At 37.0% G+C, this 21,668-nt stretch carries 24 protein-coding genes; 19 read left to right on the top strand and 5 right to left on the bottom strand.

Going from position 1 to position 21,668, the window contains the following annotated elements:
* The first annotated feature begins 20 nt into the window (after nt 1–20).
* The 12 genes from dltC (at nt 21) to BCR25_RS03625 (ending at nt 11,827) form a co-directional block, all read left to right on the top strand.
* Nucleotides 21–257, top strand: coding sequence for a D-alanine--poly(phosphoribitol) ligase subunit DltC (gene dltC / locus BCR25_RS03570; RefSeq protein WP_069662246.1), 237 nt, complete (start codon nt 21–23; stop codon nt 255–257).
* Nucleotides 257–1,522, top strand: a complete 1,266-nt coding sequence (gene dltD / locus BCR25_RS03575) for a D-alanyl-lipoteichoic acid biosynthesis protein DltD (RefSeq protein WP_139124512.1) — start codon at nt 257–259, stop codon at nt 1,520–1,522. Before dltC ends, dltD begins: the two co-directional genes overlap by 1 nt.
* 183 nt (nt 1,523–1,705) lie before the next feature.
* Nucleotides 1,706–2,788, top strand: a complete 1,083-nt coding sequence (locus BCR25_RS03580) for a M42 family metallopeptidase (protein WP_069662247.1) — start codon at nt 1,706–1,708, stop codon at nt 2,786–2,788.
* 18 nt (nt 2,789–2,806) lie between these two features.
* On the top strand, nt 2,807–3,604 hold the full coding sequence (locus BCR25_RS03585) for a DUF975 family protein (protein ID WP_069662248.1): 798 nt from the start codon (nt 2,807–2,809) through the stop codon (nt 3,602–3,604).
* Between the two features lie 232 nt (nt 3,605–3,836).
* Entirely contained in the window at nt 3,837–4,577 is a 741-nt protein-coding gene (locus BCR25_RS03590) for an MBL fold metallo-hydrolase (protein WP_069662281.1), read from the top strand.
* Nucleotides 4,578–4,590: 13 nt separating this feature from the next.
* Nucleotides 4,591–5,595, top strand: a complete 1,005-nt coding sequence (lplA, locus tag BCR25_RS03595) for a lipoate--protein ligase (protein WP_069662249.1) — start codon at nt 4,591–4,593, stop codon at nt 5,593–5,595.
* A gap of 268 nt (nt 5,596–5,863) precedes the next feature.
* The gene (locus BCR25_RS03600) at nt 5,864–6,544 is read left to right on the top strand and encodes an O-methyltransferase (protein WP_069662250.1); all 681 of its coding nucleotides are present in this window, start codon (nt 5,864–5,866) and stop codon (nt 6,542–6,544) included.
* Nucleotides 6,545–6,623: 79 nt separating this feature from the next.
* The gene (locus BCR25_RS03605; RefSeq protein WP_069662251.1) at nt 6,624–7,604 is read left to right on the top strand and encodes a zinc-binding dehydrogenase; all 981 of its coding nucleotides are present in this window, start codon (nt 6,624–6,626) and stop codon (nt 7,602–7,604) included.
* Entirely contained in the window at nt 7,591–8,217 is a 627-nt protein-coding gene (locus BCR25_RS03610) for an endonuclease III domain-containing protein (RefSeq protein ID WP_069662252.1), read from the top strand. Before BCR25_RS03605 ends, BCR25_RS03610 begins: the two co-directional genes overlap by 14 nt.
* An 80-nt stretch (nt 8,218–8,297) precedes the next feature.
* Entirely contained in the window at nt 8,298–9,155 is an 858-nt protein-coding gene (locus tag BCR25_RS03615) for an alpha/beta hydrolase (RefSeq protein WP_069662253.1), read from the top strand.
* A gap of 335 nt (nt 9,156–9,490) precedes the next feature.
* Nucleotides 9,491–10,054: an alkyl hydroperoxide reductase subunit C gene (gene ahpC, locus BCR25_RS03620; protein ID WP_069662254.1), complete on the top strand. Its 564-nt coding sequence runs from the start codon at nt 9,491–9,493 to the stop codon at nt 10,052–10,054.
* 90 nt (nt 10,055–10,144) lie between these two features.
* Nucleotides 10,145–11,827, top strand: coding sequence for an FAD-dependent oxidoreductase (locus BCR25_RS03625; protein ID WP_069662255.1), 1,683 nt, complete (start codon nt 10,145–10,147; stop codon nt 11,825–11,827).
* A gap of 197 nt (nt 11,828–12,024) precedes the next feature.
* Here BCR25_RS03625 and BCR25_RS03630 read toward each other — a convergent pair whose 3' ends face one another.
* The 3 genes from BCR25_RS03630 to BCR25_RS03640 all read right to left on the bottom strand — a co-directional run bounded on the left by BCR25_RS03630 (nt 12,025) and on the right by BCR25_RS03640 (nt 14,346).
* Entirely contained in the window at nt 12,025–12,828 is an 804-nt protein-coding gene (locus BCR25_RS03630) for an SGNH/GDSL hydrolase family protein (protein ID WP_069662256.1), read from the bottom strand.
* A 103-nt stretch (nt 12,829–12,931) separates the two neighbouring features.
* Nucleotides 12,932–13,465 (bottom strand): 3'-5' exonuclease, encoded by a 534-nt coding sequence (locus BCR25_RS03635; RefSeq protein WP_069662257.1) that lies wholly within the window; start codon nt 13,463–13,465, stop codon nt 12,932–12,934.
* Nucleotides 13,466–13,587: 122 nt separating this feature from the next.
* A complete protein-coding gene (locus tag BCR25_RS03640; protein WP_069662258.1) occupies nt 13,588–14,346 on the bottom strand; it encodes an exodeoxyribonuclease III in 759 nt (252 codons plus the stop codon).
* 186 nt (nt 14,347–14,532) lie between these two features.
* Between BCR25_RS03640 and BCR25_RS03645 the strand changes: the two genes are divergently transcribed.
* Nucleotides 14,533–15,447, top strand: a complete 915-nt coding sequence (locus BCR25_RS03645; RefSeq protein WP_069662259.1) for a Gfo/Idh/MocA family protein — start codon at nt 14,533–14,535, stop codon at nt 15,445–15,447.
* A 71-nt stretch (nt 15,448–15,518) separates the two neighbouring features.
* Complete coding sequence (gene murB, locus BCR25_RS03650; protein WP_069662260.1) at nt 15,519–16,421, top strand: UDP-N-acetylmuramate dehydrogenase; 903 nt, start codon at nt 15,519–15,521, stop codon at nt 16,419–16,421.
* Between the two features lie 77 nt (nt 16,422–16,498).
* Here murB and cbpA read toward each other — a convergent pair whose 3' ends face one another.
* Nucleotides 16,499–17,143 carry a cyclic di-AMP binding protein CbpA gene (cbpA, locus tag BCR25_RS03655; protein WP_069662261.1) on the bottom strand — a complete coding sequence of 215 codons (645 nt, stop codon included), beginning with the start codon at nt 17,141–17,143 and terminating at the stop codon, nt 16,499–16,501.
* Nucleotides 17,144–18,148: 1,005 nt separating this feature from the next.
* Here cbpA and BCR25_RS03665 point away from each other — a divergent pair.
* Nucleotides 18,149–18,355 carry a hypothetical protein gene (locus BCR25_RS03665; RefSeq protein WP_069662263.1) on the top strand — a complete coding sequence of 69 codons (207 nt, stop codon included), beginning with the start codon at nt 18,149–18,151 and terminating at the stop codon, nt 18,353–18,355.
* Between the two features lie 140 nt (nt 18,356–18,495).
* On the opposite strand, the gene BCR25_RS03670 is transcribed toward BCR25_RS03665, so the two are convergent.
* Nucleotides 18,496–18,726 carry a hypothetical protein gene (locus BCR25_RS03670; protein WP_069662264.1) on the bottom strand — a complete coding sequence of 77 codons (231 nt, stop codon included), beginning with the start codon at nt 18,724–18,726 and terminating at the stop codon, nt 18,496–18,498.
* Nucleotides 18,727–18,905: 179 nt separating this feature from the next.
* Here BCR25_RS03670 and BCR25_RS03675 point away from each other — a divergent pair, with 179 nt between their 5' ends.
* The 4 genes from BCR25_RS03675 (at nt 18,906) to BCR25_RS03690 (ending at nt 21,269) form a co-directional block, all read left to right on the top strand.
* Nucleotides 18,906–19,667, top strand: coding sequence for a DnaD domain protein (locus tag BCR25_RS03675; protein WP_069662265.1), 762 nt, complete (start codon nt 18,906–18,908; stop codon nt 19,665–19,667).
* Nucleotides 19,664–20,002 (top strand): hypothetical protein, encoded by a 339-nt coding sequence (locus BCR25_RS03680; RefSeq protein ID WP_069662266.1) that lies wholly within the window; start codon nt 19,664–19,666, stop codon nt 20,000–20,002. The genes BCR25_RS03675 and BCR25_RS03680 overlap by 4 nt, the downstream gene beginning before the upstream one ends.
* A complete protein-coding gene (locus BCR25_RS03685) occupies nt 19,989–20,174 on the top strand; it encodes a hypothetical protein (RefSeq protein WP_069662267.1) in 186 nt (61 codons plus the stop codon). The genes BCR25_RS03680 and BCR25_RS03685 overlap by 14 nt, the downstream gene beginning before the upstream one ends.
* Before the next feature lie 519 nt (nt 20,175–20,693).
* The gene (locus BCR25_RS03690; RefSeq protein WP_069662268.1) at nt 20,694–21,269 is read left to right on the top strand and encodes a recombinase family protein; all 576 of its coding nucleotides are present in this window, start codon (nt 20,694–20,696) and stop codon (nt 21,267–21,269) included.
* Nucleotides 21,270–21,668: the final 399 nt, after the last annotated feature.

The raw sequence follows: 21,668 nt of genomic DNA on the forward strand, positions 1-21,668 counted from the left end.
AGTTAAGAGGAGAATGGATCATGAATATAGAAGAAACAGTTTTAGCTATTTTAGAAGAAATCACTGGTACTGATGAGGTAAAAGAAAATAGAGCAGTCGATTTATTTGAGGAAGGGCTGATGGATTCATTGGCGACGGTACAATTATTAGTTGAAATTGAAGGACAATTGGGCGTTCAAGTACCTGTTTCAGAATTTGACCGCGAATTATGGAATACACCCAATAAAGTCATTGAACAAGTGAAAGCATTGCAATAATGTCGATGAAGAAAAAGCTATTTGCAATCCTTGGACCGATCTTGGTTTCCGCGGTTCTGTTGGCTGTATTTTTCTTTGCACCCTTCAAAATAGATCTGGACAGTAAACATGTACTGGCTGATTCATCTACATCTATGGCGACAAATGTTTTAAAAGGAAATGCCATCAAAAATAAAGCGATCGGTTCAAAAGACTATGTCCCTTTTTTCGGTTCTTCTGAATTGAGCCGAATTAGTCCATTTCATCCTTCTGTACTGGCAGAAAAATATGACCGTAACTATCGGCCGTTTTTGCTAGGAGCACCTGGTACGCAATCTTTGACTCAAGCGATGATGATACACTCTATGGGGAAAAATCTTTCTCATAAAAAGGTTGTCTTTATTCTTTCACCGCAATGGTTTGTTGAGCAGGGAGTGACCAATGATTATTTTAACGTCTATTACTCGGAGTTGCAGACGTATCAATGGGTCAGCGATCTAAAAACCATAACAGATGATGATCAGTATTTTGCTGAACGTTTGTTAAGCTTTCCAAAAGTGAGAGACGATAAACGATTAACAAGTGCTTTAAAAAATATCCAAACAGGTAAACAGCCCGAACATTCTGATAAACAGTATATCGAGTTGATGCTGAATATGTTTTCTAGAGAAGACGAATTGTTCAGCAAAATCGGTATGGTAAGTAAAGCGGCAGCGATCCAAAAAGCTGAAAAACGTTTGCCAAGTGTGTATGATGAGCAAGTACTTGATGATTTGGCTCTTACGATTGGTCAAAAATCCACAAGTAATAATCCGTTTGAAATCTCCAATCCGTTTTACAGCAAACGAGTGAAGAAAAAATTAAAACATCTTGAGAACTCTCAAAAGAATTGGAATTACCTTTCTTCACCGGAATATGCAGACTTACAATTGGTTTTGAGTCAGTTATCTCAAGAACATGCAGAGGTTTTATTTATCATACCGCCAGTCAACAAGCGTTGGACAGATTTTACAGGCTTATCTCAAGAAATGCTGCAAGGTTTTTCTAAAAAGATCAAGTACCAATTAGAGAGTCAAGGCTTTACTACTATTGCTGATTTTTCAAAAAATTGTGATACACAGTATTTTATGGCAGATACGATTCACTTAGGCTGGCGCGGCTGGTTAGCTGCTGATCAGCAAATTCGTCCATTCCTTGAAACACAAAAGAAAAATACACCGAATTATCAGTTAGATCCAGCATTTTATTCAAAAGAGTGGCAGGAAAAAGATCCTGCCGATTTATAGAAAGCTGAAAGAAATGAGACTATGAAATAACGTTTTGCGTTAAATGATAGTCTCATTTTTTGTATTTAAACATTCATCAAAATAAAAGAATAGATTCTAGAATCAAAAACTCTTTCTTATATTGATAATGCTAGATAAATGGTATAATACAAAAGGAACTATTCAAGAAGGGAGTTTTATGCTTTGGATCAAAAAGAAGAACAAATGTTGATTGAACTTACAAGTGCTAAAGGTGTACCCGGGAATGAAGGTGAGGTTAGAGACCTCTTTAAAAAATACGCAGAGCCTTTTGCAGATAAAATCATATATGATGGCCTGGGGAGTATTATTGCCAAACGTGTAGGTGACAAAGAGGGACCAAAAGTCTTTTTCTCAGGTCATTTGGATGAAGTTGGCTTTATGGTCACTCAGATCACAGACAAAGGATTTATCAAGTTTCAAACCTTAGGTGGTTGGTGGGGTCAAGTAATGTTGGCACAACAGGTACAAATTAAAACAGCCAAAGGAAAACTATTTCACGGTGTGATTGGTTCGAAACCTCCTCATGTACTGACACCAGAGGCTAGAAAACAGCCATATGATGTCGCTGAAATGTTCATTGATATAGGTGCCCAAAGCGCCGAGCAAGTAGCTGAATGGGGAATCAGACCAGGTGATATGATCACTCCTTATATCGAGTATCGTCGCATGAATGATACAAAATTTATGCTGGCAAAAGCTTGGGATAACCGTATTGGTACGGCTGTGTCATTAAAAGTATTGGAAAATCTTGCTGAACAGGGACATCCGAATATTTTGTTTGCCGGAAGTGACGTGCAAGAAGAAGTCGGCTTGCGTGGCGCTCAGACAAGTACTCATTTAGTTGATCCCGATATTGCTTTTGCTTTAGATACAGGAACTGCTGGTGATACACCTGGAATGACTCCGAAAGAGGCTGACTCAGAACTTGGAAAAGGACCACAAATTTTGATTTTTGATGCATCGATGATTCCTCATAAAAAATTACGTGATTTTGTGATTCAAGTAGCGGAGGAAAATAACATTCCTTTTCAATATACTGTGATCACAGGAGGCGGAACAGATGCAGGAAGAATGCATTTGACAAGAAATGGCGTTCCATCCCTCGCTATCACTGTTCCAGTCAGATATCTGCATTCTCATACGTCAATGATTCATGAAGACGATTATTTGAATACAGTGAAACTGGTAACAGAAGTGATAAAACGATTAGATCAAGAAACAGTCGCAAAGATTCGCGAGTACTAAAAAGAGGAGTTTAACGATATGAAAAGTAAAATAACCAATGCAATGCATAGAGAGCAGGCACGAACCTCCTTGAAAAATCAATGGGGAACAATGGCTTGGATTACCTTTTTAGCTGTGTTTATCCGTTTTATTATTAGTTCAGTAGTGGGAGGAGTCGCTAATTTACCACAAGATAGTGCTGGAAATAATGTGATGTCCTTTCTATTGAACAATTTCTTATTTTTTGCAATCACTTACGGCACCTATTATTGTGCGCTGCAGGTTCTTAGAGGCAAACGAGTTCAAGCAAATATGCTGACAACGATCTTTCAAGGCAAGTTTTATCTGCCGATGCTGCTGATCAATTTTATTCAGTACATTATTGAGCTTGTCTTGAATCTACTTGTCTTGCTGCCTATCCTGATTTCATACGGGGCAACGATTTATTTTGGTTTGATGTTTAACACAGTTACTGTCGGCCAATTTCAATCAGAAATGACAGGCGATCTTTCATTAGCTTTATTATTGATCATTTTTGGCTTTTTAATGATTTTAGTGAGTGTCTTTGTCAGCGGTGTGTTCCAATTTGCTGTTTGGGTGAAAATCGACGATCCTAGTTTATCCGTTTCTGATGCAATCAAATATGCTCTTTATTTGATGAAAGGTCGATTCGGACAATATTTATTATTACAACTGTCATTTGTCGGCTGGTTCATTATCGGAACTTTAGTTTTCGGGATTGGTTTACTATGGGTGATTCCTTATCATGATGTCGCTATCGCAAGCTTTTACGATACTGCTCGTAATGAAAAGGACGCACCAGCAATTTTTGACTAGTCATGGAAAAAAGACGATAACAATTAGCCTGATTCTTGTACGCAATTTTACAATGTAGGATAAAATTCGTTTTGTTTTGATTTTAAAGTTGAATAGAAGCTGAGACAAAAGCAACCCTTTGGGACTTAAAGGCGTTTGTCTCGGCTTCTTTTTTTATTCAGTCGATTCGTTGTCTCTATTTTCTTTTTTTATGTTACCATAAGGATGAGTCTAATTGAGGAGGTCGATGAAGTTGAAGATTACCGTTTTAGGTTGTTTAGGAGCTTATCCCTATAAAGGAGAAGGAACGAGCTCTTATTTATTAGAAGCTGACGGATTTAAGCTTTTATTGGACGCAGGAAGCACTACACTAGTGAATTTAGAAGAGCATGTCGATCCATTAAGCCTGGATGCAGTGATTTTATCTCATTATCATCATGATCATATCGCGGATCTAGGCGTGCTGCAATATTACCGCCAACTGTATCCTGTACAAGAGCCTACACCTGTTTTGCCGATTTATGGACATACCGATGATCAGATCCATTTTGATGCATTGAATCTGCCAGGTGTTTCAAAGGCAGTTCCATATTTTGAAGCAGAAGAGTTAAAATTAGGGCCGTTTCTGATTACTTTTATGAAAACGATCCATCCAGTTCCTTGTTATGCGATGCGTTTTGTTGAAGAGAAAACAGGAAAAGTCTTTGTGTTTACTGGCGATTCCGGATATTTAGAAAGCTTTGTCGAGTTTGCTGAAAAGGCAGATGTCTTTTTGGCAGATACGTATTTATTTGAAGGAAATGAACGTCACCATGCTCATTTTACTTCAAAAGAATCGGGCGAAATAGCCAAAGCAGCCCAAGTTAACAAACTAGTTTTAACACACTTGCCTCAACACGGTTCATTGGAAGAATTGAAAGCACAAGCTCAAAAAGCAGCTGGAGATCAAGTAACTGTTTGTTTAGCAGAAAAAAATTTAGAAATCAATATTTAAGGAGTGAATAATTGTGATTTTTGTCCCAAATGAAAACAATGATCCAAGAGTAAACTTAGCGATTGAAACGTATCTATTAAAAGAAAAACCACTAGACGAACCCATCTTACTTTTTTATATCAATGATCCTTCGATCATCATCGGTCGGAATCAAAATACAATCGAAGAAATCAACAAAGAGTATGTTGATGAAAAAGGGATCCATGTTGTTCGTCGTTTAAGCGGCGGCGGAGCTGTTTATCATGATCATGGGAACTTAAATTTTAGTTTTATTATGCCAGATGACGGCAATTCCTTCCGTGATTTTGCCAAAGTGACTCAACCGATTATTCAAGCATTGCATGAATTAGGTGTTTCTGGAGCAGAATTAAAAGGACGTAATGATCTAGTCATCGATGGGATGAAATTCTCGGGCAATGCGATGTATGCTACTGCAGGTAGAATGTTTGCTCATGGAACCTTGATGTTTGACAGCGATATTGATGAAGTAGTTAACGCATTAAAAGTCCGTAAAGATAAAATAGAATCTAAAGGGATCAAATCCGTTCGCTCACGTGTGACAAACATCAAACCATTCTTACCAGCAGATAAACAAGAGATGACTACAGAAGAGTTTCGTGAAGATATTTTGTTGAAAATTTTTGGTGTCGATTCTGTCGATCAAGTAAAAACCTATGAACTAACAGATGAAGATTGGGAGAAAATCAATAAAATCTCTGATGAATACTATCGTAATTGGGATTGGAATTATGGAAAATCTCCTGCATTCAACTTAGAACGTCGTCATCGTTTCCCAATTGGAGCGATCGATGCGCAGATGAATGTAGAAGATGGTGAAATCAAGGAGATTAAAATTTTCGGTGATTTCTTCGGGTTAGGTGAAATCAAAGATGTAGAAGATATTTTGACAGGAACAAAATATGAAAAAGCAGCGATTGAAGCAGCTGTAGATAATATTGATGTAAAAAAATATTTTGGTAATATTGAAAAATCTGATTTAGTTGATTTGCTCTATTAAAATAAATGAGTGATAAACCTACGGCATTACCTAAGTCATTTGAAATTGAATAATCGATCAAATCAAAGTAATTTCTATACTGAATTTCGTTCATATTAACGCAAATCACATAAAAAAATGTACATTGATGATACACAACATGCCTTTCAAATCTTAGCGCTTTAGCCTTTAGATTTGAAGGCTGTTTTATTTTTGAACCTCCGTTCCTCCTTCTTTTGACATCATTGATATCTCTTCGTATAATAAAGAAGCGAAAAGGAGCGATAATATGCGAAACGAAATGATGCATCGGCCAGTGGTTAAAAAAGAACTTGTCGACTTTATGCGAAATAAACAAAAGAAAATCGACGGCGAATTAGGTGTGATCGAAGAGGAAGCTCATGAAGCTGGTGTTCCTATCATTCCTCATGAAACAGTAGCCTTTCTACAGTTTTTCCTAGGTCAGCTAAAACCCAAGGATATTCTGGAAATCGGAACAGCAATCGGTTTTTCTTCCAGCCTAATGGCACAATATGTGGGAGAAGAAGGACAAGTAACAACAATCGATCGTTTTGATGTAATGATCAGAAAAGCTAAAGTGACGTATCAACGACTAGGACTTGAAGATAAAGTGACTTTATTGGAAGGGCAAGCGGCTGAAATTTTGCCAACCTTGACTGGTCCGTATGATTTTATTTTTATGGATAGTGCCAAATCAAAGTATATTGAATTTTTACCTGATTGTCTTCGCTTATTACGTGTGGGCGGAGTGTTGATGGTAGACGATGTATTTCAAGCGGGAACTATATTAGATCCAATCGAAGAAATCCCCCGCAGTCAGCGGACGATCCACAGAAAGCTAAATCAATTTTTAGACACTGTGATGACCCACCCAGATTTAACATCGACTCTGCTGCCTTTAGGTGACGGAGTAATAATGATCACGAAAGATAGAGAATTAACTGAATAATAAAAAAAAGGCTCAGATCAGAATAGCACTATTTTGGTCTGTCTTTTTAGATACAATCTAAATAAAGGAGGCGTTCTCAATGAAAGCAGTTGTTGTCTATGAAGCAGGAGGTCCTGAAGCTTTAATCTATAAAGAAATTCCAAGACCATCTTTAAAAGAAGGCTGGTCTTTAGTCAAAGTTAAAGGCTTTGGAATCAATCATTCAGAAATTTTTACTCGAGAAGGAAAATCGCCATCAGTGAGTTTTCCTCGGATTTTAGGGATTGAGTGTGTGGGTGTGATTGAGCAAACCACTGAGCCGAAAAGTTTACCGATTGGACAAAAAGTTGTTTCGATCATGGGAGAGATGGGTCGTGCGTACGATGGAAGCTACGCAGAATACGTTCTTATACCAAATGAACAGATTTATCCTGTTCATACAGCGCTGGGCTGGAAAACGTTGGCAACGATCCCTGAGACCTATTACACGGCGTATGGTTCATATAAAAATTTGAAGATCCAGCCCTCTGACCGTATTTTAGTAAGAGGTGCAACAAGTGGTGTTGGTATAGCTTTTCTCAAATTGATAAAAGGAAAGTATCCGAATCTGGTAGTAACTGGAACAAGTAGAGATATGGACAAACGAGAAAAATTACTAGATGCAGGTTTCGATCGAATAATTGAAGATCGGCGAGGCGTGCTGCAGACACATACTTCTTACGACAAAATTTTTGAATTGATCGGTCCTGCAACTATAAAAAATAGCTTTAAACATCTCAATGAAGAGGGGATTTTATGCAGTACGGGCCAGTTAGGAGGACAATGGTTCCTTGAAACGTTTGACCCGATTATTGATATCAAAAAGAACAGCTATCTTACAAGTTTTTATTCGGGAAATGTTGATAAAGAGACGTTAAATGACCTTTTCGCTTACATTGAAGAACACGAAATCGACATCAAGCCAGAAAAGGTTTTTCAACTCAAAGAACTAAAAAAAGCACATGAATATTTAGAAAGTGCAGCTAGTTTTGGCAAGGTGATTATATTGAATGAAGGAACAATGGACGATGAAAACAGATAAACAAAAAATCAAGCTTTTAAATAATCTCGTTGAGCACTATGGTTATCAATATTGGTGGGAACAGGAAAATCGACTCGCAGATTGGGTCTCAATGATCTTGATCCAGCAAACCACTGAGAAAAATGCCAATAAAGCTTTGGCGAATTTAGAACCTTATTTAAGCGTGGAAAAGCTTTCAGCAATTGATTTAGAAAAATTACAGGAGCTTATTCGTCCAGCAGGATTTTATAAGCAAAAAAGTAATTATATTAAAGCATTGATCCACTGGTTTATAGCACATGGCGCAGATCTTGAAACTTTTCGTTCCTACTCGACAGAAGAGCTGAGAAAAGAACTACTGAAGATCAAAGGAGTAGGAGGAGAAACTGCGGATGCGATGCTTTTATACATTTTTGAAAGGAATGTATTTATTGCAGATCAATATGCAATGCGCTTGTTTACGCGCTTTGGCTACGGACCGTATAAAAATTACGAAGGAATGCGCAAAGAATTCAATCATCTCACTGAGCAAATTCCACATCAACTGTGCAAAGAGTGGCATGCAGCTATTGATGTTCATGGCAAGCACTTCTCTAAGAATAAAAAAATGGACGAAAGTTTCTTGCTGCTGTAGAAAAATGATCCAGAGATCACCTTTTTAATGTTTGTTTAAGTTTCAAGGCATATGCTTTTCCGAGAGAGGGAGGCATTGCAATGAGAAACGATAAAAGTAGAATGAAACGTTCTATCCAAATCTTTTCAGCGCTCGGGATCTTACTAGTAATTTGCCTGTTAGGGCAAAAAAGCTTAACAGTATTTGCCGATAAATTTCCCATAACGAGCCAACCAGTCGAAATACAAACACCTACAATTATGGTGCCGGGGACGAATGGAACTGTCGATCGTTTTGGCGGGTTGATCAAATCACTGAACACAGAGGAAGATGTAGAAGTATTGAAAGTAACGGTTGCATCAGATAACACGGTACTTTCTAAAGGAAGACTCTCTGCTTCTTCAACACATCCAATCATTGTGATCGCCTTTGAAGACAGCAGTACTGATACGCTATCTGTTCAAGGAAAATGGTATCAAATCGCTCTAGCTTATATTCAAAAAAGCTATAGTTTTAAGACCTATAACTATTTAGGGCACTCTAACGGTGGCTTGGTAATTACTTCTTATTTGGAAAATGATCAACAAGTAACAGATCCAGAGTTAAGCAAACTAATCACGATAGGTACACCATACAATGATTTATCCAGTGCTTACAATAATACTGCAACGAACGTTACTCAGGTTAAAAAAACAAGTCCTTTACTAAATGGCTATCTGAAAAATCTTGATCAGATCCCCTCAAACATACAAATGCGAAACATCGCTGGTGAAATAAAGCATAGTGCTTCTGATGGTACAGTACCAGTTCAAAGTGTTTTTGCAGGCAGGTCTATTTATCAAGATCGTATTGCAGACTACCAAGAGCTATTGATTCAAGGAGAGCAAACGAATCATAGTGCATTGGTTGAAAATACTGAAATAATCGATCAAATAAAAACTTTTTTTTGGCAAAACTAGAACAACAAGAGCTTCGGGATTTAAAGAATCCTGTTGACTTCTGTTGTTTTTTTACTCAAAAAGACTACGGATCTTTCGTTACATTATGTAAAAATAAGCCTGTCGCCTATTTAGTAAAGCCTTTCAGTGTTATTGAGAATGAAGAGAGAATTTTCTCAAAGAGAAGTAGAAAAGGGATAAAATAAAATAACTAAATTATAATAATTCTATTGACACAATTATTTCAAACTGATACGCTAAGACTGTAGGAAAAAGAGTTTGCTGAATGGAGTATGTATTTTATTTTTAAGAAAAATACGATTCTATCAGCATATAAAAATTAGGAGGAAAAATAGATGAATTTAATCAACACAAAATTATTGGACTTTGAATGTGATGCATACCAAGATGGAGACTTTATTAAAGTCAGCACGGCAGATGTTTTAGGTAAGTGGAGTATTTTCTTCTTTTATCCAGCTGATTTTTCATTTGTTTGCCCAACAGAGTTAGGTGACATGCAAGATCACTACGATCACTTGAAAGAATTGAACTGTGAAGTTTATTCTGTATCTGAAGATAGCCACTTTGTTCATAAAGCATGGGCAGATGCGACAGATACGATCGGTAAAATCAAATATCCGATGCTAGCAGATCCGAATGGAAAAATCGCTCGTTTCTTCGGTGTTTTAAACGAAGAATTAGGTCAAGCATACCGTGGAACATTTATCGTTAGTCCTGAAGGCGAAATCAAATCATATGAAATCAACGATATGGGCATCGGTCGTAATGCAGAAGAATTAGTGCGTAAATTAGAAGCATCTCAATTCGTTGCAGAACATGGAGACAAAGTTTGTCCAGCAAACTGGAAACCAGGCGAAGAAACTATCGCACCAAGCTTGGATTTAGTTGGTAAAATCTAAAACGTATAAATAGCAAAAAAATAGAGGCTGAAACAGAAGCAAACAAACTTCTGATTCGGCTTCTTTTAAAAAGGAGACAGGAGAAAATATATGAGTCAAGAAATTTATGATTTGATCGTGATCGGCGGCGGTTCTGCGGCCTTATCTGCGGGAATTTATGCAGGTCGTGCGATGCTGGATACCTTGATTATCGAAAAAGATAAAATCGGCGGACAAGTAACAACCACTTCTGAAATCGTTAATTACCCAGCGATTCGAGCAACAACTGGTCCTGAATTGATGGAAGAGATGCGTTTACAAGCGCTGGACTTTGGAGTTGAATTTACCACCGATGAAATTATCGATGTTGATTTGAGCCAAACAGTAAAAACAGTGAAATCTGCGACTAAAACATATCAAGCGTATGCGGTGATTATTGCTACAGGTGCATCTGCACGTAAAATTGGTTTCCCTGGTGAAGTTGAGTTCACTGGCCGCGGCATTGCGTATTGCTCTACTTGTGATGGCGAATTTTTCCAAGGTTTAGATATTTTCGTACTAGGCGGCGGCTATGCAGCAGCAGAAGAAGCTGTTTATTTAACGCGTTACGGTAAATCAGTCACAATGATCATTCGTGAACCTGATTTTACCTGTGCTAAATTAACCGCAGAGGCTGCTAAACAGCATCCGGATATCAAGATTGTCTATAATACAGAAGTTAAAGAAATTACCGGAGACGATTTTGTTCGTAAAGCAGTTTTCTTCAATAATGAAACAGGTGAGGAAACAACCTACGAAGCACCAGAAGGTAGTACATTTGGCATGTTTGTCTTTGCAGGAAACAAACCAAGTACGGAAATTTTTGAAGGAAAAATCGAGTTGGATCGCGGGTATGTGCCTACGAATGAAAACATGGAAACGAACGTACCAGGTGTTTATGCAGCGGGTGATTTACGAATCAAAGAATTGCGCCAAATCGTTACAGCTGTTGCTGACGGTGCGATTGCTGCAACCAATGCGCAAAAATATGTGACAGAAGAAAAAACGAAAGCCGGTTTACCAATCGTCAATGCGCGTTTAGAAACTCGTTTGGCGAAACAGCATGAAGCAAGCAAAGAAACAAAACCAAAAGAGAAACAGGCAGTAAAATCAAGTGGGAATAATACTTGGTTTCCAGATGCAATGAGAGAACAGCTTGGGGGAATCTTTGGCAAGTTGACAAAAGATGTAACGCTATTGCAAGTTATGGACAGCAGCGAGGAAAAATCACTTGAGCTGAATTCATTCTTAACAGAGTTTGCTTCATTAAGTGATAAGATCTTATTGGAAACGATCCAAAAAGGTGAAAAAGCAGATTTAGTAGAAGAATACGGCATTGATAAATTACCAAGTGTGGTTGTATTAAATGATCAAGGAGAATATACAGGAATCAAATTCAGCGGTATTCCAAGTGGTCATGAAGTCAACTCGATCGTCTTAGCTGTTTATAACGTAGGTAGTGCAGGTCAGCCGATTGAAGAACCTGTTGTTGCTAAGATCAAAGAGCTTCCTAAGAAGAAAGTTCAAATATTCGTTTCTCTAACGTGTCATTATTGTCCAGATGTCGTAGCTTCATGCCAAAGAATAGCTTCTTTGAATCATAATGTTGAAGCAGAAATGATTGACATTGGTGTCTTTCCAGAATTAAAAACGGAGAAAAAAATCATGAGTGTTCCAGCGATGATCATTGATGACGAAGAAATTGTGTTTGGCTCTAAAAACATGGAAGAGATTATTGAAATCTTAGAAAAATAGAGTAGATAAAAAGGATATTTGCACGCTTGTTTGAGCGTACAAGTATCCTTTTTTCTATACACACAGCAAAAACTAGAGATGACAGACCGCACTGAGGATGAGACAGAAATGCTTGTTTTCGAAGGGATTGCTTCTGTTTCTACCGTTTATTCGGATTCTAAGGGACTGGAGTGTTTCTTTTTTAGCTTGCTCTTGTTTTAGTAGGTTGATTTTGTAGATCCATATTTCTCATCTAAGTAATTAGAAAATGGAGTTTCGATCGTTTGGAAAATGCGCTTGGCAATTTCTGCATGCCCTTTAGTGTTCGGATGCATGTCCTTTTCGAGTTCCTTTTTATCAAGGATATTCGGATACTTTTTAGGATCGATAGTATCCGTTTCGGTGGTCCATAACCCACGAATATTAGCGACTGGAACCTCATATTTTGCTCCGACTTTGAAGAGCACATCATCATAACGCTGCGATAGCTTTTGTTCTCGGTTCCAAGTGGTAACCAAAACGATAAAAATATTATCTGCTTTCAATTCTGAAACGATATGAGAGATGTTTGCTTCAAACTGGATAAGGTCTTGATCGTCCTTATAAGCCAAAATATCATTTGTTCCATATTCGATAGTTACCAGATCTGGTTTTTGTTTTTTGATTTCTTCAATACTTGAAATACCTAAACCACTCGCTTTTTCTCCAGCTTTAAAAACGCCTTGCTGGTCGATTTTCACATCAAAACGCTTAGAAAGCTCTTTAGATAGAACAGAAGTGAATTTTTCTTCCTCTTTTTCAACAATCCAGCCTGCGCTTAGACTGTCACCCATGGGAGCATAGACGAGCTTGTCCGGTAAGCTCGTTTCTCTTTCTTCAGTTGTAGTCGAAGTCGTTTCAAACGTGCTAGTTTCTGCTGCTGTTGTTTTTTCCTTTGGCGGCGTTGGAACGAGAAAATAATAAAGGAGAAAAAGGACAACTGGAATAGCAACACCAGCTAATAAGTAGCCAAATCTTTTCATAATAGAACATCCTTTTATGTTATGTAATACTCTAGAGTATACCAAAAAAAGTCCGCTTCCTACAACTAAAATTTTAGTGAAAGGAAGCGGCTTAAACAGTAGCCTATTTGATTGTCACAAGTTTTTTTAAAGGCTCAACACCGAAATGCTTTTCTTGATAAAGTAAAATTTCAGCACATGCTCGGCTGTCTTCAAGAGCATCATGATGGTTGGTTAGCTGAATATTTAAATTCTCACAAACCGTATTTAGTTTATGATTTGGCATTTCCGGGAAAAGTTTCCGGCTTGTTTTGACCGTACATAAAGATAAATAATTAGGCTGATTCAGTCCATAATAATCTAAACAACCCGCTAAAACACCGCAGTCAAATGGCGCATTGTGCGCAACAACCAAACTGTTTGGTTTGAAACAAGCTTGAATTTGTTGCCAAACATCAGGAAATTTAGGCGCATTTGTCACATCTTCTGGTTTAATGCCGTGAATCTGAATGTTTTTCCAGAAAAAATCTGTCTCCGGTTTGATCAATGAATAGTACTCATCGACGATCTTGCTATTTTCTACTTTTACAATAGCGACTGAACAAGCACTATGCTTAGCATAACTTGCGGTTTCAAAGTCTATGGAATAAAAGTTCATTTTCATTATCCCTTTCAATAAACAAAATTAATTCATACACGCAGTATATCAAAAGATGATGAGAATGGTAAGTCTAATTGGAAAATATTAACAGAAATGAAATAAAATTAGGTAAAGTGGATTTATGAGAACGTTAAATCCACTTCAACAGGACAATGGTCACTTCCTGTGATTTCTGTATGGATCTTTGCATCATTTAATTGCTCTTTTAATCCATCTGAAACAACAAAATAATCAATTCTCCAACCAGCATTATTTTTTCGAGCGTTAAATCGATAACTCCACCAAGAATAGACACCCTCTTGGTCTGGATTGAAGTAACGATAGGTATCAATGAACCCACTGTCTAAAAGCTCAGTAAATTTTTGACGTTCCTCTGGCGTAAACCCAGCATTTTTTTGATTAGTTTTCCAATTTTTTAAATCGATATTTTTGTGAGCAACATTTAAGTCACCACATAAAATCACGGGTTTTTCCTTGCTCAATGTAGATAAATACTCACGAAACGCATCTTCCCAAGTCATACGGTAATCTAAACGTCTCAGTTCATTTTGTGAATTAGGCGTGTAACAAGTGATCATAAAAAATTCTGGGTACTCTAATGTGATCAAACGTCCTTCTTGATCATGCTCTTCAAGGCCCATCCCATAGCGAACACTCATTGCTTCTTGCTTGGCAAAGATAGCTGTTCCAGAATAGCCTTTCTTTTCAGCATAATTCCAATATTGATAATAGCCTGGTAAATCTAGATCAATCTGTCCTTCTTGTAATTTTGTTTCCTGTAGACAGAAAAAATCTGCATCTAATTCATTAAATACTTCCATAAAGTTTTTTTTCACAACAGCTCGTAGGCCGTTGACATTCCATGAAATACATTTCATATTTACAGCACCTTCCTAGAGTTAAGTTACATAATAGTTCTATACTAATAGTTTAACACAGACAAGAGCAATAATAAGGATCTAAAACTTTTTGTCGGTTTCTTGCTTTTTTGAAAACTAGAAGTGGTATTGCGGAAGAAAAATATAGTATGATAGACCTATCAAAGAAGGATTGAGGGGACGAACATGAAAATTGGGGTTATCGGTTTAGGAAATATTGCGCAAAAAGCTTACTTACCTGTTTATGCCGAACTAAGAGACCAAGCAACATTTATACTATCGACTAGAAATGAGCAAACACGCAATACAGTGAGTGAAAAATATGGTTTTACTGACGCGGTCTCATCAACAGAAGAATTGATTGAAGCAGGAATCGACGCCTGTTTTGTTCACGTCGCCACCAAAGCGCATGCCCAAGTTGTAAAACAACTGCTTGAAGCTGGGATCCATGTGTTTGTGGATAAACCTTTAAGTGAAAATCTAGCAGAAATTCAAGAAATACAAGCATTGGCAGCAGAAAAAAACGTATTATTAATGGTTGGATTCAATCGTCGTTTTGCGCCATTAGTCGAAGAAATGAAGGCAGTAAAACATAAAAATATGCTATTGGTCCAAAAAAATCGCATCGCTGCCAAAGAATCAACTGATTTTGTCATTTATGATTTATTTTTACATTTAGCTGATACGGTGGTGTACTTATTGGATGATGGGATAAAGCAAGTCCATACCAAAGTCATTGAAGAAAACGGCTTTTTAAAAAGAGCGGTGCTGCAAGTTGAAACAGACACAACTACAGCAATAGCTGTGATGAACCTTTTTGCGGGAGCGAACACAGAAACCTATCAGTTAACGAGCGATGAAGGAACCTATATTTTAGAAAATTTAACGGAACTAACGATCAAGAGTGAAAATGGAATTGAACAAAAAACATTTGGAGATTGGACGCCAACACTAGAAAAACGTGGGTTTCATCAAATGGTTACGACCTTTATTGATGGAGTAAAAACGCGAGAAGCAAAATCATTGAGACAGGAAGATATTTTCACCAGTCATGAATTATGCGCTAAAATGATCCAACAGCATCAGCAACATATTTTATAGAATCAGACTAGAAAGTTTTTCCTTGGCATGCTAGAATAAATAGGATGTTTGAAAGAAAGGAACGGCTTTCGATGAATAAAAATGAAATGATCACTGAACTAAAGGATATAACGTTGCTGTTTGACGAACCATTGATGAATTTTACCTTTACTAAAACAGGGGGACCTGTAGATGTTCTGGCTTTTCCTAAAACAAAAGAAGAAGTCAGCCGATTGGTTGCCTATTGCCAAAAGAATGATCTTCCTTGGCTTGTACTTGGGAATGCGAGTAACTTGATCGTACGTGACGGCGGTATTCGCGGCATGGTAATCATGTTAGAAGAGATGAAACAAATTTCTGTTTCAAATAATAAACTGACAGTTGAGGCAGGAGCAAAACTGATCGATACAACTTATGTAGCGCTGGATCATGATTTAGCTGGCTTTGAGTTTGCTTGCGGAATTCCCGGAAGTGTGGGTGGCGCTGTCTATATGAATGCCGGTGCATATGGTGGAGAAATCAAAGATGTTTTTTCATCTGTAGATATTTTACTGGAAGATGGTACGATTCAAACCTTCTCAAATGAAGAAATGAACTTTTCCTACCGTCACAGTATGATTCAGCATAAGCACTGTATCGTTCTTGAAGCAACATTTACTTTGACCAAAGGCGATCATGAAACAATTAAAGCGAAGATGGATGAGTTGACAGAGCTTAGAGAATTAAAACAACCGCTGGAATATCCTTCTTGTGGCAGTGTATTCAAACGTCCGGAAGGGCATTTCACTGGCAAGTTGATTCAAGATGCAGGGTTGCAAGGCTTGAAATGGGGCGGAGCCCAAATTTCAGAAAAGCATGCAGGTTTTATTGTTAATATCGACCATGCGACTGCAACTGATTATGTAGAACTGATTGCCCACATTCAAGCAGTCATCAAAGAAAAATTTGATGTCACACTAGAAACAGAAGTCCGAATTATCGGTGAGGAACAATAATTATCGTTGAATTTCTAAATAAAAAGCGCCCGCAAAAGTTAAGCCAAAATGCTAACTTTTTGCGGGCGTTATTTTTATTACTCTGCATTCGCTTGTAAATCTTCAATCTCAACAACTTTTAGATTTTTACGTTCTAAATTTTCAACGATTAAGGCACATGTTTCTTCTGTTGTCTCAGCTGGTAAGGTAATCAGCGTACGACGGATAAATTCATCTTCACCAATATCTAAAGTAATACAGCTGGCAATACTACTGTGTTTAGCAATGATTTTAGTCATTGCAGCAAGATCACCTTGTCTTCCAGTTGTAGCAATGGTTAACACATAGCTGCCGCGTTGGATGTTCCAAGATTGTGCTAAGATATTTAATAACGTGCCGTGTGTTAAAATGCCGTAGAAATAATTGTTTTCATCTAATACAGCAATATAAGGCAATTCTTTGATCGTGAAAAATACTTTGAAAAATGACGTGTTCACAAAAATAAATTTTGTTGCATTTTTCAATAAATAAGTGACTGGTAAACTCATGTCTCCGCCATTCGCTTTGTGGCGGTAAATGTGCATTTTATAGATATTTCCTCGGAAAATTTTCTCTGATTCATCTAGGATCGGCACGCAACGATACCCTGAATCTTCAAGGATCGTCAAAGCTTCTTCTAAAGTACAAGATTCATTGACAGTTGTAAGATTTTTCTTTTTGATAACAACGGATTTTAATAACATGATAAGCCCCCCGTAGGATAAATTCTTCTGACAAGCTTATCATACCATATTTGCTTTGAAAACCATAGTTTATTGACGTAGTGGAAGGTTTTTGCCGGTGAAATGAGAATTTTCTCATTTTATGAGATAGACCTAAATTAGAAAAAAAGATTAAATAACACGTATAGAAATAGAAGTCGTAAGAAGAAAATTCTTATGGCTTTTTTGCTTACTGTTTTGTTGAAAAGAATAGACAAAATAAGTAGCAAGAGACAAGTTGCTAACTCAGCCGGTTGCCATAAAAATAATTATGAGTGTCGCAGGAATCAAGTGGACAGGTTCGTACAGCCATTTCGGGAAAAGCCAAAATGTACCGAGGATAGAAGATAAGCGATCTATTCCTTGCCAATTAGGTGACGACAACCAAGCTCCAAAGGTCGGCGGTGGAAGCCCTCTGCGTGCTTCTGTTTGCTTTGTAGGATTGAGTGGCGAACAAGAAATCCTTTCAAGAAAGTATTCGCAAAGCTACCTCAATGAGGTTTTCTCAAGGGTTAGGGTGAGAGAAGTAAAACGGAAGTTAAACCTGCAAGCTCGTCTTGTAAAATTTTTTTTCGCAACTTTGTAGGGCATCCCCTGCCCACCGTGCCGGAGGGAAAAAAGGAGTGAGCAAGCTCACAAATTATAAAAAAAGGTGTGCTACGCACAATTAGAAATAGGGGCGTTGCCCCTAAAACCCCAGCCAAACTTCCTGCTACCGAAATACATGAGTCGAGGTACTTTGTCAACGTTTTTGTTCAGCAATCATTCGGCTAATACAATCTAAATCATAACCTGGAGGAAAGAAAGGGTAAAATGCACGAGCAAGCTCGCCCTTTCCTTCCACCAGAACATGATTTTTAACGATTGTGCCGAACGATAGCTGAACGAAATAAACAGTTAAAAAAATAGAGAAAAAGAAATAGTGATATTGGGGGTGGCGGGGGACTGTGTCCCTCCGTCCATGAATTAAGAGAAGGAGTGAATAAAATGCGTACAATGTTAACTTATTTAATAGATTTCCTTGTTTGGTTTAATAATGTTATTACAAGTCTGCAACTCCATCTAAATAGAGTTTTAGAAAAAATATTATTTTTAGGTGGTTTGTCATTTCCTGTTTTGGTTATCTTGGCAGTCGTATGTGCTGCTTGTATAGGGTTATTATTCTATCAATTATTGATTCAATCAGAATCATAGAAATTTGAGTAAGAATTATACACAACATTTTTTAGCATTAGGTGGTCTGAAGAAAGGTTCGATTCCTTTCAATGCTGTTGGGAGAACTCTCTCAAAAAGTCAGACAATTTAACAAAAAAGAGAGCTAAAGCTCTCTTCAATTAAGCAGAAATAGTTTTTTTCCGCTTGAAATTATGCCAGATTATGAATAATAAGCCGGCGATAATAAATTGATGCGGATAAAAAATAAATCCACCGATAGTCATAATACAGCCATAAAATGAAGCTGCCAGACTATCCTCGGTAACCACTAGTTTTAGTGCATAGATTCCTGTAAGGAATCCAGCAATCAAAACAATATGTATGATTACTTGTATAAACAAATCGAACATGAGAAACACCTCCGTTCTTTATGGAGTTTTAAGTTGTAGCTAGGCACTACAACTTAAGAGTAGTATAACAGAAATTGTTGAACTAAATGACTGATTTTTTGAGAGAGAACCCCTATAGAATCAATATTGCGCAAGATTTATACACAAGAAATTAAATAAAAAATAAGGAGAGTGAAATGATGAAGTGTATTGTTTGTCAATCTACTAATTGTTCTGTTCAACTGATGAATGGAACGCCAAAAAATGAGTTTATTCGACAATATAAATGTGAAGAGTGTCAATGTTTATTTGAAACGGTTGAAAGTATGACACGGTTAATTGAACAGAAATTTATTGTACCAACTGAGCAACAGTTACAGGAGAAAAGACGACGCTTACAGGAACTAGGACTTACAACTGAAGAAATGTATACATTACAACGATGTGAAGAATTAGCCTGTATTGAATGGTTGAAGGAAATCCAACGACAAAAAGGAATTTCATGGAATCAAGAAGAAGCAGATTTTTTAATCCAACTGCAACAGCAAACTATTCTTCCGGAGCAAGTAATTAATCTGATCATTTATTATGTGTTATTGATTCGTAATAGACACTATTTGCATAGTGGAAAAACAAGTTTGACCGTATTGAGGGATTGGGAGCAGAAAAAAATAGTCACTGCTGAACAGGGATTTGAACAATTAAAGGCACATGATCAAAAAATTAAGAACAAAGGGCAGAGAAAAGTTATTCGACAAGAAACGATGCCCAAGTTTAGTAAAGAGGAAGTATTAACTGAAGAAGAGAAGCTTCATTATGAATTAGAAATATTAACATTTATGGATTTTAAAACGACTTCAGACGAAGTGAAACGTTGGTTAGTCTATAAAGCGACAGAAAAAATCGGTTCAACAATGGGAGAACTTGAAGAAGCATTTAGAACATGGAGAGAAAATCAATGACCAAAGGATTACAGGTAACAGAACGTGATGTTAGGAAGTATGGCAAAAAATTTCGGTTATTTTCTGGTGAGCAAGGGAGAATTGTTGGTTATTTAGTTTCTTACCAGAGAGTGAAAAATACAAAAGGAAAATCAGTAAAAGTGAGAGAAACAATTCACGAGGAGCTATATAGAGTATTTCCTGAAATCAGGTATGTTTTCGATCGTCATGGAGTAAAAATTGCGGAAAGAAGAAAACCAGGAGAACCGTTATATTCTACCGGGAGAGGATATTTTAGGAATATAGAGCAAAAAAACAAGAAAACAGGAGAGGAGAAAAAGAATGGGAAGAACTAAAAGTAAAATTAAAAAGAGGAAAAGGAAAGTAAAGGCAGCACGTGCATTACATGACCTTGTTTCAAGAAATGGTTATACACCAGAACTTAAGTTAGAAGTCCTTATTTCAAGAAATGAAATAACCGAACGAGAATACAATATGTATAAACGTGAACTAGAAACAAATGACTGACGAACAACTTCCTCTTCTTTTGCTTGCTGATGTATAGCAAGCACATAAATTACTTGATCGATTGACAACTGAATATCACCTTTTTCTATCAGCGCAGCTACTAAAGGGAAAAGGGAAGGCGCACACCAAAATACGCGCATGCTGCATACACTTTACCACTTGGAGGTAGAATTTTATATTTCCATTTATCCGAGGTTGGATAGACCCGATAGGTAGAGAGAGTTTGAGGTTACGGATGCTATAAACCTTGCGACTATTATTTTAGATCAGTAAGCAAAAGAAGAGGAAAAATCGTGTGTAAAAATTATACACACGATTTTGTACAGACTTGATACAGTGTACCATTAACAAAATAGAATTATGTAAAATTAGAAACTCAATAAATTGCGTAAGAATTATACACAACATTCTCATAGCTAGTAGTCAACAACTTATGAGTTATTGACTATAGCAAGGCTGCCTTGAAAATAAAGAAGTCAAGAGTAGTCAATAACTATAGTCAGGAAGTGAGGACAAAAAATGACGATTTTTGGCTATGCCAGAGTATCGACACGGGGACAAGATTTGAGCGAACAAAAATATCAGCTGGCAGAAGCTGGAGTCGATTCAAAAGATTTATATGCAGAAAAATACACTGGAAAGCGAATCGAACGTCCAGCCTTTGAACAATTATTAAGCCAGGTTAAGTCCGGAGATTTTATTGTTGTTACCAAATTGGATCGATTTGCTAGAAATACACGTGAAGCGTTGGAAGTGATCGAACCACTACTAGAAAATCAAGTGACGATACGAATTTTAAATTTAGGGACGATTGAAAACACTCCAATGGGAAGAATGATTGTTCGAACGCTGCTAAGTGTAGCAGAAATGGAAAGAGATATGATCATTGAGCGGACACAGGAGGGGAAAGAGTTTGCGAAACGTATGAATCCAGAATATAAAGAAGGTCGTCCGACAGCCCGAATAACTCCTCAGAAACGCCATGCATATGACTTACTTATGGAAGGTAAAAGCTACAAAGAAGTTTCTCAATTAACTGGTTTCAGTAAAAGTACCTTGCAAAGAATCAAAAGAAAAATAGATTCTTCGAAATGATTACTCTAAGAACTTTATATTAATAGTATGGAAGCATATAAGAAACCATGTAATAGGCATAAAAAATAAGCATTCGAAGTTTTAAAAATAGTAGGTATACAGATTAAAAATAATTTATACTTACTAAAAGGAATTAAATATTGTTTAATCAGCAAATTATTTATATACTTAGTGTTATAAGAAATAACTTGGAGGTGAGTATCAATAATTAGAGAAAAAGAACTAAGAAGAACAGATTTAGTTGAAGGAGAAATTTTACGTTATCTTAGAGCAAGAATTTATTCATCAGGAGGGCTTCCAAAAGAAACTGTTCTAGAAGAAAATACACCAGATAGTATTATGTGTGAAATAAATATAATATTTGGTAGTTTTCAGGAAGCTTTGAAACAAGCACTATAT

It is taken from the genome of Enterococcus termitis (genome assembly GCF_001730305.1).
Taxonomy (GTDB): Bacteria; Bacillota; Bacilli; order Lactobacillales; family Enterococcaceae; genus Enterococcus_L; species Enterococcus_L termitis.